At 74.4% G+C, this 11,991-nt stretch carries 10 protein-coding genes; 2 read left to right on the plus strand and 8 right to left on the minus strand.

From position 1 onward, the window contains the following. Window positions 1-72 precede the first annotated feature (72 nt). Window positions 73-1,092 (plus strand): helix-turn-helix domain-containing protein, encoded by a 1,020-nt coding sequence (locus AB0A95_RS28045; protein ID WP_357558730.1) that lies wholly within the window; start codon window positions 73-75, stop codon window positions 1,090-1,092. A gap of 109 nt (window positions 1,093-1,201) precedes the next feature. Here AB0A95_RS28045 and AB0A95_RS28050 read toward each other — a convergent pair whose 3' ends face one another. The 5 genes from AB0A95_RS28050 to AB0A95_RS28070 all read right to left on the minus strand — a co-directional run bounded on the left by AB0A95_RS28050 (window position 1,202) and on the right by AB0A95_RS28070 (window position 7,903). Further along, window positions 1,202-4,909 (minus strand): S8 family serine peptidase, encoded by a 3,708-nt coding sequence (locus tag AB0A95_RS28050; RefSeq protein ID WP_357558731.1) that lies wholly within the window; start codon window positions 4,907-4,909, stop codon window positions 1,202-1,204. Between the two features lie 157 nt (window positions 4,910-5,066). Then, window positions 5,067-5,951 carry an NAD kinase gene (locus AB0A95_RS28055; protein ID WP_357558733.1) on the minus strand — a complete coding sequence of 295 codons (885 nt, stop codon included), beginning with the start codon at window positions 5,949-5,951 and terminating at the stop codon, window positions 5,067-5,069. A 79-nt stretch (window positions 5,952-6,030) separates the two neighbouring features. Continuing rightward, window positions 6,031-6,894, minus strand: a complete 864-nt coding sequence (locus tag AB0A95_RS28060) for a TlyA family RNA methyltransferase (RefSeq protein ID WP_357558734.1) — start codon at window positions 6,892-6,894, stop codon at window positions 6,031-6,033. A gap of 38 nt (window positions 6,895-6,932) precedes the next feature. Beyond that, window positions 6,933-7,115, minus strand: a complete 183-nt coding sequence (locus AB0A95_RS28065) for a hypothetical protein (RefSeq protein WP_357558744.1) — start codon at window positions 7,113-7,115, stop codon at window positions 6,933-6,935. A 149-nt stretch (window positions 7,116-7,264) separates the two neighbouring features. Then, window positions 7,265-7,903 (minus strand): hypothetical protein, encoded by a 639-nt coding sequence (locus AB0A95_RS28070; protein WP_357558735.1) that lies wholly within the window; start codon window positions 7,901-7,903, stop codon window positions 7,265-7,267. A 111-nt stretch (window positions 7,904-8,014) separates the two neighbouring features. On the opposite strand from AB0A95_RS28070, the gene AB0A95_RS28075 reads away from it, so the two are divergent. Next, window positions 8,015-8,353 carry an SCP2 sterol-binding domain-containing protein gene (locus AB0A95_RS28075; RefSeq protein ID WP_357558736.1) on the plus strand — a complete coding sequence of 113 codons (339 nt, stop codon included), beginning with the start codon at window positions 8,015-8,017 and terminating at the stop codon, window positions 8,351-8,353. 9 nt (window positions 8,354-8,362) lie between these two features. On the opposite strand, the gene AB0A95_RS28080 is transcribed toward AB0A95_RS28075, so the two are convergent. From AB0A95_RS28080 to AB0A95_RS28090, 3 genes are all read right to left on the minus strand, one after another. Next, window positions 8,363-9,394: an HAD-IIA family hydrolase gene (locus AB0A95_RS28080; RefSeq protein WP_357558737.1), complete on the minus strand. Its 1,032-nt coding sequence runs from the start codon at window positions 9,392-9,394 to the stop codon at window positions 8,363-8,365. After that, entirely contained in the window at window positions 9,391-10,404 is a 1,014-nt protein-coding gene (locus AB0A95_RS28085; protein ID WP_357558738.1) for a hypothetical protein, read from the minus strand. The genes AB0A95_RS28080 and AB0A95_RS28085 overlap by 4 nt, the downstream gene beginning before the upstream one ends. Before the next feature lie 20 nt (window positions 10,405-10,424). After that, the coding region (locus tag AB0A95_RS28090) for a hypothetical protein (protein WP_357558739.1) at window positions 10,425-11,991 on the minus strand (1,567 nt) is incomplete at its 5' end.

The raw sequence follows: 11,991 nt of genomic DNA on the forward strand, positions 1-11,991 counted from the left end.
CGCGAGGCCCGACAGTTGACCAGCCGACGGGCCCGGTGCGGCCCACACCCGGCCGACGTACAGTTCTGCCCCGTGTTGGACGTGATCGGCCTGACCCCGGCTGAGGAGGAGCTCTACCGCTGCCTGCTCCAGCTCACCACGGCCCGCATCGACGAGCTGGTCCGTCGTCTGCACCGGCCCCGTGAGCAGGTCGTCGCCCAGATCGAGGCGCTGCGCGGCAAGGGCCTGGTGCAGCCCACCGACAACGACCCGGACGCTCCGCTGCGCCCGACCGCCCCGGACGTCGCTCTCGGCGCGACGCTGCTGCGCCGCCAGGAGGACCTGGAGGCGGCCCGCCGGCGGGTCACCCAACTGGCCGAGGAGTACCGGTCCGGGCTGCGCCGGCATCACGTGGACCACCTCGTCGAGGTGATCACCGGCGGTCGGGTGCTGCGGGACCGTCTGCGCGATCTGCAGAATGCGGCACGCGCCGAGGTGCTCTGGTTCTGCCGCGCCAACCCCCTGGCGATGGCCGGCCCGGAGAACGTCGAGGAGTTCGACGCGCTGGCCCGCGGGGTGAGCTACCGGGCGATCTACGAGCGTGACCTGCTGCTGGAACCGGGCGCGCTCGCCGACCTGGCCAAGGGCGTCGGCGCCGGCGAGCAGGCCCGGGTCCTGGACCGGCTGCCGGTCCGACTGGCCATCGTGGACTCCCGCATCGCGGTCTGCCCGCTGGTGCCGGACCGCGACGGCGGTGAACCGAGCGCCGCCGTGATCGGTCGCAGTCAACTGCTCGACGCGCTGCTCGCCCTCTTCGAGAGCCACTGGCGGGTGGCCACCCCGTTGCGGCTCGACGATCCGCTCGTCGTCGCGACGACCGACGGCCGACGTCCGGATCCACCGGACCAACCGGGCGACGGTTATCAGCCGGACGCCGACGAGGCGCGGCTGCTCTCGCTGTTCGTGGCCGGCGTACCGGACAAGTCCATCGCCTCCCAGCTCGGGGTGAGTCGGCGTACCGTGCAGCGGCGCATCGCCGACCTGATGGCCGCCGCCGGCGTCGACACCCGGCCCGGGCTGGCGTTCCAGGTCGCCCGGCGCGGCTGGCTCTGACGCCGAAGGGTCCGCCGGCGCGGCTGGCTCTGACGCCGAAGGGTCCGCCGGTGATGGACGGCGGACCCCACCCGGGCGGGACGGCCCCAGCCGCCCCGCCCGGTGCGGGTCAACGCAGCCCGTACGCCCGGAGCACCGTCTGGTCGACGGTGTTTCCGGCCCGGTCGGCGGCGTGCACCCGCAGCGACACCGTTCCGCGTCCGGCCGGCACTGTCGCTGTGTACCGGGTGCCCGCCCCCTTCGTCGGCGCGTCGCGCCAGGTGACGCCCCCGTCGAAGGAGACCTGCACGTGGACGCTGGTGCCCGTCGGCGCGGGCACCCCGGCGGGCTGCCGCAGGGTCAGCCCCAGCTGGTGCGGCCGGTTGCCGCGGACCGTGCCGAGCAGGTCGGCCGGCACCCGGTAGTCCACCTGGAGCAGCGACAACGGCGTGGCGGCGGTACCCGCCGGCCGGGCCGAGGTGAACTCCCAGGCGGTGTCGGTCCGGGTGCCGTGGCGCCACTCGTCGGACGACCGCCGCGTGGTCAGGTCCAGCCGGTAACGGGCCGACTTCGCGGTGGTGGGCACCGGCGCCCAGCCGCCGGAGAGGTCGGCGATCTGCTGCCCGTCGCGGCTGACCCGCGCCGCGACGGCGTCCGACTCCTCGCTGTCACCGGCCAGGCTGTAGTGCCCCTGCGCGTCGACGAACTCGGCCACCCGCAGGTCCAGCGTGTCACCGCTGCGTGTGGGCACCGGCGCACCGCCGGCCGGAACGGCCGGCCGGACCACCGGCGCGTGCCAGGTCTCGGTCACCCGGTCGTCGGCGGTGTAGCGACGGGGTCGCTCGGTCAGGCCGCCGGCCAACTGGCCCCACTGCATGAACGTGAACTTGTGCAGGACCCGATGCTGCCACCAGGAATCCCCGGCGCTGACGAACTCCTGCCGGGTGCTGCCGTTGCGGACCATCCGCTGGTCGTCGTTCCAGGCGTACTCCTGCCACGGACGCCACCCGAATCGCTCCTCGGTGGCCCAGCCGGCACCCATGTCGCCGTAGCTCGCGGTCACCTCGGCGGTGTTCTTCGCGGTCACCGTGTGCACGACCCGCTCCGGCACCCGCCCCTTCGACACCTGCCACACGTCGTAGAGGTACGGGCTGTCCACTGTCAACGTCAGGTCCAGCGTCGCCCTGCCCCGGCGCGTCGCCGCGATCAGCCGCTGGCCGTCGTCGTACGCCACCACCATCGACGGGATCGGCAGCCGATCCCCGGTCGGGCGCCAGACCGTCCACGCGCTCTGGTCCTCCGGCCGGACGATCAACACGGCGGCGGCACCGGCGGCCGCGGCGGCGGCCACCTGTTCCTCCTCCGAGCGGTTCGGGTCGGCGCCGAGCAGCACGGCGGCGCCCCGCACCCGGGTCAGCTCGGCCGGGGTGCCGGTGCCGGCCCAGAGCAGCGGCAGCTTCCGCCGACCGGTCGGCGCCGGTGAGGAGCCCAGCAGGTTGATGTCCGACGGACCGGACACCCCGCTGACCGTCGCGTCCACCATCGGGGCGACGAGCTGCCAGCGCGAGGCGAACTCGAACTCACCCTGGCGCACCTGGCGGGTCGGCGTGACGTTGACCTGCTGGACGTTGCTGTAGGCCATCACACCGTTGTCGATCTGTCGGCCGTTGCCCAACACCCGGTGCACGTAGTAGCTCAGGGTGGCCCGCTGCTCGCTGGGCTTCGGCGTCTCGATCCGCACCGGTGTGCCCTTACGCGCGTCGAGCACCACTGTCAGGTCCCGGTCGACGGTCACCTCCGGTTCGATGATCTGGGTCATCTGCTCGTCCAGTGGGACGCCGTGCGTGACCAGCGCGGTCAGCACGTAGGTGCCCTCCTCGACCTCCAGGGTGCCCTCGCCACCCCACATGCCCCAGAAGTCCGACTCGGGTTGCTCACCGAAGACGGTCAGCCCCGGCGAGAGGCCCGGCTGACCCTGCCGGTCCAGCAGTTTGATGGTGAGGTGGTGCACGGGACCGCTCACGGTGAGCCCGACCGGGGTGCGCACGGCCACACCATCCGCGCCGGTCGCCACCAGCCAGCCACCGTGCGGGCCCCGGGCCAGCTTCGCCGGGTCGGCGCGCAGCGGCACGGCGACGCTGCCGCCCGCCGGCACGCTCACCTCGCCGGATCCGAGCGTGACCCCGTCGGTTTCGGCCGCACCGGTGTCCAGGTTGCGCAGCTCCAGGGCCAGCCGCAGGGTCTGCGCCGCCTTCGTGCCATTCGTGTACGACACGCTCCGCTCGACAGTCGTGCCGCCGGTGGAGATCCGGCCGAAGTCAGCGGTGGCCGAGGCGTACACCCGCTGCCCGAGCGCCCGTGCCACGTCGACCCGACCGCCACCCTGTTCGAAGACGGTCAGCGCCGGGTTGGCCTTCGTGGTGCTCACCAGCGCGTCCTTCAACGCCCCGGCGGCCCAGTCCGGATGTTCCTGGGCGAGGATCGCCGCCACGCCGGCCACGTGCGGGGTGGCCATCGAGGTCCCGGACGCGGTCGTGTAGGCGTCGCCCACCGGCGTACCCATTGTGGTGCCGGCGGCCCGCGCGGCGACGATGCCGACGCCCGGTGCGGTGATCTCCGGCTTCAGGCCGTTGTCACCGAGCCGGGGGCCCCGGCTGGAAAACTCGGCCAGGTTGTCGTCGCGGTCCACCGCGCCGACGGTGAGCGCCGCCGCGGCCGCGCCCGGCGCGCCGACGGTACGCGCGGCGCCCGCGTTGCCGGCGGCGACCACGAAGAGCGCGCCGGTCTCGGCGGTCAGGTCGTTCACCGCCTGACTCATCGGGTCGGTGCCGTCGGTCGGGTCACCGCCGAGGCTCATGCTGACGACCTTCGCGCCGGAGTGGGCGGCCCACTCCATGCCGGCGATGATGGACGAGTCGTAGCCGGAGCCACCGTCGTCGAGCACCTTGCCGACCAGCAACCGCGCACCGGGGGCGACGCCCTTGCGGAGCCCGGCGGACGCCGCGCCGCTGCCGGCGATGGTGGCCGCCACGTGGGTGCCGTGGCCGTGCCCGTCGCGGGCGCTGCCGCTGCCGGAGAAGTCCCGCGCCTCGGTGACCCGGCCGGCCAGGTCGGGGTGGGTGGCGTCGACGCCGGTGTCGAGCACCGCCACCGTCACACCGGTGCCGTCCCGACCGGCGGCCCAGGCCGTCGGGGCGCCGATCTGCGGCACGCTGTGCTCCAGCGCCGGACGAACCTTCCCGTCCAGCCAGATCCGAGCGATGCCGGCACCCAGCCGGGGTGCGGCGGCAGTCGTGGCCCGGTTGGCCGGCGCGTCGGCGAGCGTGGTCCAGAGGCCGCCGAGATCGCCCCTGCCGACCCGCAGCGCGGCGCCGTTGATGCTCTCCAACGGCCGGGCGTCGGTGGCGCCAGCCAGCGGCTTGACCCGCCCGGCGGCCGGCTCCTGGTAGCGCACGATCAGCGGCAACGCGCCCTGCGCGGCGTCGCCGTACCCGTCGGCGGCCAACTCCTGCACGTCGAAGAGGTTGGCGTCGAGGACCCCGCTGGAGACGTAGGGCAGGGCGTCGCTGGGCAACACCCGCAGCCGGCCGTCGACCTGCATGGTCTGGAAGATGACCCGCTCGCGCCCGGGTCCCGGGCGGACGGTGGCGGCGACCCGGCCCGGCGCGGCCGGCGCCAGTTCGACCTGGTCGCCGGTGATCAGGGTGATACGGACGGGCGTGCCGCCCGGGTTTGGGCCGGTGGGCCGGGCGGGCGGGTCGGCGGACGCCGGTGCGGCGAGGCCGACCACCAACGCGCCGACCGCGCCGACGGCGAGCCAGCGTGGGGACCAGTGCATGCGATGTGCTCCTCTACTCCTCCAGGCCCCCATCCGTAGACGAGGGCCGATCGGAGTCTGCGACGGAGCCTGTCACCAGGTCACTAGTCACCAGCCGCCGTAGCGGCGACATGTCGTCAGGTGGACAGCCACCGTCCACCCAGGGTGTGCGTCGTGGTCACCGGCGGCTGCCGCGCCAGCCGTGCACGGGAAGGCCGAACTTGGCGACCAGCCGGTCGGTGAACGGGCGGGCCCGCAGCCGCACGATGCGCACCGGCAGCGCGCCCCGACGCACCGTGACCCGGGCGCCGGGCGGGAGGTCGTAGACGCGCCGCCCATCGCAGGCGAGCACCGCGAGGGTGGTGAACGGGTCGACGGTGATCACGAAGGTGGACGTCGGGGCGGTGACCAACGGTCGGCTGAACAACGCGTGCGCGCTGATCGGCACCAGGAGCAACGCCTCCACCTCCGGCCAGACCACCGGCCCGCCGCCGGAGAACGCGTACGCGGTGGAGCCGGTGGGGGTGGCGCACACGACACCGTCGCAGCCGTAGCGGGACAGTGGCCGCCCGTCCACGTCGACGAGCAGTTCGAGCATCTGCGCCCGCTCGCCCTTCTCGATGCTGATCTCGTTGAGCGCCCAGGACTCGATCGTCGGCCCGCCGTCGAACTCGGCGGTCACGTCCAGGGTGAGCCGCTCGTGGACGCTGTAGTTGCGATCGACGACGTCCCGCACCGCGCTGTCCAGGTCGTCGATCTCCGCCTCGGCCAGGAAGCCCACCTTGCCGAGGTTGATGCCGAGCAGCGGCGCCTTCGCCGGCCGGGCCAGCTCGGCGGCACGCAGGAAGGTGCCGTCCCCGCCGAGCGCGAAGACGATCTCGGCGCCCTCGGCGGCCTGCGGGCCGGCGACCGGCACCACGCCGGGCAGGTCGAGGTCGTCGGCCTCGTCGGCGACCACCCGTACCTCGAAACCCGCGGCGATCAGGTCGGCCGCGACCGACCGGGCGTGCTCGGTGCTGCGCCGACGGCCGGTGTGGGTCACCAGCAGAGCGGTCCGGCTCATCGGGCCACCCGCCCGACCGGTTGGCGGTGCGCCACCGTCGCCCCGGCACCACCGCGTGTCGTGCCCTCGCTGCGCGCGTTCACCCTGCGACCTCCTCCGCCGCCGCCACGCCCGGCACGTCGCCGGCCGTCGTCGGGCCGTCCGGCCCGGCCGCCACCACGGCCCGCACCCGCTGCGGGTCGGCCGGTGCGGCGCCCCGGCGCAACCATACGAAGAACTCCACGTTGCCGCTGGGCCCGGGCAGCGGACTGGCCGCCACGTCGGCCAGCCCGAGGCCGAGCCGCGCGGCCGCCGCCGCCACGTCCAGCACCGCCTCGGCACGCAACTCCGGGTCGCGGACCACACCGCCGGCGCCGACCCGGTCCTTGCCGACCTCGAACTGCGGCTTGACCATCAACGCCAGGTCACCGTCGTCGCGGGTGCAGCCGGCCAACGCCGGCAGCACCAGCCGCAGCGAGATGAACGACAGGTCGGCCACCGTGAGGTCGACCGGCCCGCCGATCGCGTCCGGATCGAGGGTACGGACATTGGTGCGCTCCAGGACGCGAACCCGCTCATTCGTGCGCAGTGGCCAGGCGAGCTGCCCGTAGCCGACGTCCACGGCCACCACCTCGGCGGCGTCGGCGCGCAGCAGCACGTCGGTGAAGCCACCTGTCGACGCGCCGGCGTCCAGGCAGCGCCTCCCGGCGACGCGCAGCCCACCGGCCCCGAATGCGGCAAGCGCGCCGGCGAGCTTGTGCCCGCCCCGGGAGACGTACTCCTCGGTCGGGTCCTCGCCGGTGACCAGCAGCGGGTCGGCGGGGTCGACCATCGCGGCGGCCTTGCGCGCGACGACCCCCCGCAGCTGGACGCGGCCGGCCTCGACCAACGCGGCGGCCTGCTCCCGGGAGCGGGCCAGACCGCGGCGGACGAGTTCGGCGTCCAGCCGGTTGCGACGTGCCATTGATGGTTCTCCGGTCTGCTCAGAACTGGTCGGTCCACTCAGGTCTGGTCGATGGTGGCGAGGGTTTCCCGCAACGTCTCGTAGGCCGCCTCGTACTGGGCGATCTGGTCGGCCGGGGCCAGCGTCGCCGCGTTGGCCATGGCCCGCACCGCGGCGTCCACCGCCGGGTGCCGTGCCGCGTCGTCCCCGGGGTCGGGCAGCGGCGCGGGACGGACACCCAGCGGCGGGCCGGGGCGGGCTGCTCCGCCAGCCGGCGGGCCGGGCCGAGGTGCTCCGCCAGTCGGCGGAGGAACGGGTCTGCCCGCTCCGCCGGACGGCGGGGGAACGGGTCGGGCCGGGAACGACCCGCCCGCCGATGGACCGGGCCGGTTCATTCGGCGTCGTCCGGAGGCTGCTTGCGGACCGCCTTCTTGGCCGGCATGTCCGCGGGAGTGGGGGGCTCGTCGGCGGTACGGCTGATCGTCGCCGGCGGCTTCTTCGCGATGGCCTTCTTGGCGACCGCCTTCTTCGCGACCGCCTTCTTGGCCACGGCCTTCTTGGCCACCGGGGCACCGGCGGGGGCGTCCGACGGCACGAGACCGGTGCCGGGCGGCGGGTCGGCGTGCGCGCTGCGGCTGGCCTCCGGCGCGGCCGCCGGTTCAGCGGCGGTCGGCGGCTCAGCGGCCGTCGGCGCGGCGGCCGTCGGCGCGGCGGCCGTCGGCTCCACTGTGCGTGCCTCGCGTAGCTGCCGTTCCAGGTCGTGCACCCGTCGGGTCAGCTCGGCCACCTCGTCGGCGGTGGCCAACCCGACCGCGCCGAGGGCCCGGTCGACCTCGAAACGGACCAGCTTGGTCAACGCCTCTCGGTTGGCGGCGCCGGTGGTGACCAACTCCTCGCCGAGGGCCTGGAGTTGGGCGGCGGTCGCGCCGCCGGAGCCGACGAGGCGACGTGCCGCGTCCTGGGCCTTCTTCCGGGGCGCCTCCGTCAGGCCCATGGCCAGCTCGAGGTAGGCGCGCCACGCGTCCTGCATGCCTGAGTCCTTCCACGGGGCGAGGTGTGCAGGTGTCACGCTACCGGGCACCCCGGACCGTGCCGTGCGGTACGGTGCCGAGGACGGCGTGGCGATCAGCGAGGGGGAGATGTGGCCAGCGTGGACGAGTGCCGGCAGGCATTGCAGGAGCTGGCCTCCCGGCTGGATCGCAACGCCGAGACGGTGCGCGAACGGATCGACCTGGACCGCACGCTGGCCTGCCGGATCACCGACCTGGACACCGCCTTCCACGGCCGGATCACCGGCGGTCGACTTGTCGAGTTGACCGACGGCGACGACCCCAAGGCCAAGATCGCGCTGAGCACGTCCAGCGACGACCTGCTCGCCCTGGTCCGCGGCGACCTGGACGTCACCAGCGCGGTGACCTCCCGCCGGGTGTCGATCAAAGCCAACCCGTTCGACCTGCTGAAGCTCCGCAAGCTTCTCTGACGACCCCGGTCAGGCGGCGGCGGTCAGACCGAAGCTCTCCAGCGCGTGGGCCGCGTCCGGGCCGACCGGGCGGATCGGCGGCAGCGCCGGCTCCGGTGCCGACCAGGCCACCGCGCAGAGCGCGGCCACCGCGTCCAGTGGCCGACCCGAGCCGGCCAGCTCCAGCGTGCCGTCGCGGTCGGTCACGGCCCAGCCGCCGGCGTCCGCCGGGCCCGGGACCCGCACCGCGGCGGCCGGGTCGAAGAGCCCCGCCAGGTCCCTCGCGACGTACGTGGGACGCCGTCGCGGCTCGGCCGCCAGCAGCTCCGGTACGCCGCTGACCCCGGTGAGCACCAACAGGCTGTCCAGGCCGGCGCGGCGGGCGCCCTCGATGTCGGTGTCCAACCGATCGCCCACCACCAGGCTCCGGCCACCGCCGGCACGCCGGGCGGCGGTCTCGAACAGCGCCGACTCCGGCTTGCCGACCACCACGTCCGGGTCCCGCTCCAGCGCCGTGCGCAGCACCGCGACCAGCGAACCGTTGCCCGGCAACGGTCCTCGCCCGCTGGGCAGGGTCCGATCGGTGTTGGTGGCGATCCAGAGCGCACCGCCCCGCACCGCGACCGACGCCTCGGCCAGCTCGGCCCAGCCGACCTGCGGCCCGTACCCCTGCACCACCGCTGCCGGGTTCTCGTCGGCCTTGGTGACCGGGGTCAGGCCGACCGCGCGCAGCTCGGCGCGCAGGGCCTCCGCGCCGACCACCAGCACCGGTGCGCCGACGGGCAGCCGGTCCCGCAACAGCTCGGCCGAGGCGGCGGCGGAGGTGAGCACCTCCTCCGGCCGGGCCGGCACACCCATCCCCGTCAGCAGGTCGGCGACCTCGCTGGACCGGCGGGACGCGTTGTTCGTCGCGTACGCCACCGCCCGTCCCTCGTCGTGCAGCCGAGCCACCGCCTCGACGGCACCGGGGATCGGCCGGTCGATCAGGTAGATCACCCCGTCCAGGTCGAAGACGACAAGCGTGTACCCGTCGACCAGCCGCTCCCCCGCACCCGCGTTCACCGCTGCGTCGGCTCCGACTCGTCGCCCCGGGTGGGGGCGGTTTCGTCGGCGTTCACCGAGTCGGCGTTCACCTCGTCCGCGGACGTCACGCCGGTGGCGGCAGTGTCCGCCGTGGCGGTGTCGGCCTCGTCCGGGTGACGGTCCTCGTCCTCGTCGACCGAGTCCTCGGCGTCGCCAGGGCGGCCGACAGCACCGTCCTGCTCGTCGTCGTCGAAGTCCTCGTCCTCTTCGTCGTCGTCCTCTTCGTCGTCGTCCTCGTCGCGGTCGTCGTCTTCGTCGTCGGCGTCGTCGTCCTCGTCGCGGTCGTCGGCGTCGTCGTCTTCGTCGTCGCGGTCGGCGTCGCCGGTCAGGTCGGCGTCCGGCTGGGCCGGAACCGCGCCGGGAGCACCAGGCCCCGCGGCGATCTCCTCGGCGGCCTCGTCCTCGTCGTCGCCCTCGATGACCACGCCGTCGAGGTCCAGCAGCCGCTCGGCGGCGTCGGTCTCGCCCTCGGTATCCACGTCGGCGGCACGGGAGAACCACTCGCGGGCTTCCTCGCGTCGGCCGACGGCCAGCAGCGCGTCGGCGTACGCGTACCGCAGCCGAGCCGTCCACGGCACCGTGGCCTCACTGGTGAGGTCCGGGACCTGGAGCATCGCGACCGCGGCATCCTTCTGCCCCAGGTCACCCCGGGCCCCCGCGGCGACGATGAGCAGCTCGATCGCGACGGCCTGGTCCAACTTCTCCCGGTCAGCGCCGCGGAAGAGGTCGATGGCCCGCTCCGGCCGGCCGAGCGCCCGCTCGCAGTCCGCGAGCACGGCCAGGTGGCTCTGCAGACCACTCATCCGGTGGTACGTGCGCAGCTCGGCGATCGCCGACTGCCACTCACCTGCGTGGTACGCGGCAAGACCCACCGCTTCACGGACCGCGGAGATGCGCGACGCGAGCCGCCGGGCGGCCAGCGCGTGCGCCAACGCCTCGGCCGGGTCCTCGTCGATCAGCTGACCTGTCGCGACAAGGTGCCGGGCCACCGTCTCGGCGACCGGCTTGTTCAGCGAGAGCAGCTCAGCGCGAACGTCCTTGTCGAGGTCGGTCGCGAGAATGTCGTCCGGCAGAGCCGGGGCTGAGTTACGCCCGCCCTCGAACGACTCCGAGCCGCCAGCGCGGTCGTCGCGGCGGAACTCGCCCTCGCGACGCGGCCGCTCGTCGGCCCGGGCAGCACCGGCCCGGTCGCCGCCACGGTAGCCACCCTCGCGGTCACCGCCCCGGAAACCACCGTCGCGCGGGCCGCTGGAACGCGAACCGTCCCGATCGCCGCCACGGAAACCGCCCTCACGGGGAGCGCCACGGAAGCCGCCTTCGCGAGGCGCGCCGCCTTCACGACGGTCGCCGCCGCGGAAGCCACCCTCGCGGTCCCCACCGCGGAAGCCACCCTCGCGAGGCGCACCGTCACGCGGGCGGTCACCGCCCCGGAAGCCACCTTCACGACGGTCACCGCCACGGAAGCCACCGTCGCGGTCACCGCCCCGGAAACCGCCCTCGCGGTCACCGCCACGGAAACCGCCCTCGCGGGGCGCGCCGCCGTCACGCGGGCCACTCGGCCGGTCCCCACCGCGGAAACCACCCTCACGACGGTCCCCACCACGGAAACCACCGTCGCGATCACCGCCACGGAAACCACCCTCGCGCGGGCCGCTGGAACGCGAACCGTCCCGATCGCCACCACGGAAGCCACCTTCACGACGGTCCCCACCACGGAAACCACCGTCACGCTCACCGCCCCGGAAACCACCCTCACGGGACGCGCCGCCGTCACGCGGGCCACTCGGCCGGTCCCCACCGCGGAAACCACCCTCACGACGGTCCCCACCACGGAAACCACCGTCGCGATCACCGCCACGGAAACCACCCTCGCGCGGGCCGCTGGAACGCGAACCGTCCCGATCCCCGCCACGGAAGCCACCTTCACGACGGTCCCCACCACGGAAACCACCGTCACGGTCACCGCCACGGAAGCCGCCTTCACGACGGTCACCGCCCCGGAAGCCGCCCTCGCGGTCGCCGCCCCGGAAGCCACCCTCACGGGGAGCGCCGCCGTCACGCGGGCCACTCGGCCGGTCCCCACCGCGGAAACCACCCTCGCGACGGTCACCGCCGCGGAAGCCGCCACCCTCACGGGGAGCGCCAGGCCGGGAACCCTCGCGGAAGCCACCCTCACGGCGGTCACCGCCGCGGTAGCCGCCCTCGCGGTCGCCGCTACGGAAACCACCCTCGCGGGACGGGCCAGAGCGGGTACGGTCGCCGCCCTGGTAGCCGCCCTCGCGGCGATCGCCACCGCGGAAGCCGCCCTCGCGGTCACCGCCGCGGAAACCGCCCTCACGGGGAGCGCTGGAACGCGAGCCGTCCCGGTCACCGCCCCGGAAGCCACCCTCACGGGGGCCGCTGGAACGCGAAGCGTCCCGGTCGCCACCACGGAAGCCGCCCTCACGACGGTCACCGCCACGGAAACCACCGTCGCGCGGGGCGCTGGAACGCGAGCCGTCCCGGTCACCGCCCCGGAAGCCACCCTCACGGGGGCCGCTGGAACGCGAAGCGTCCCGGTCGCCACCACGGAAGCC

The organism is Micromonospora sp. NPDC049230 (assembly GCF_040647875.1).
In the GTDB taxonomy this organism is placed as follows: domain Bacteria; phylum Actinomycetota; class Actinomycetes; order Mycobacteriales; family Micromonosporaceae; genus Micromonospora.

What these genes read in the sequence shown, in the direction of transcription:
- AB0A95_RS28050 (WP_357558731.1), bottom strand. Translation starts at nt 4,909, where the DNA reads ATGCACTGGTCCCCACGCTGGCTCGCCGTCGGCGCGGTCGGCGCGTTG.
- AB0A95_RS28055 (WP_357558733.1), bottom strand. Translation starts at nt 5,951, where the DNA reads ATGAGCCGGACCGCTCTGCTGGTGACCCACACCGGCCGTCGGCGCAGC.
- AB0A95_RS28060 (WP_357558734.1), bottom strand. Translation starts at nt 6,894, where the DNA reads ATGGCACGTCGCAACCGGCTGGACGCCGAACTCGTCCGCCGCGGTCTG.
- AB0A95_RS28070 (WP_357558735.1), bottom strand. Translation starts at nt 7,903, where the DNA reads ATGCAGGACGCGTGGCGCGCCTACCTCGAGCTGGCCATGGGCCTGACG.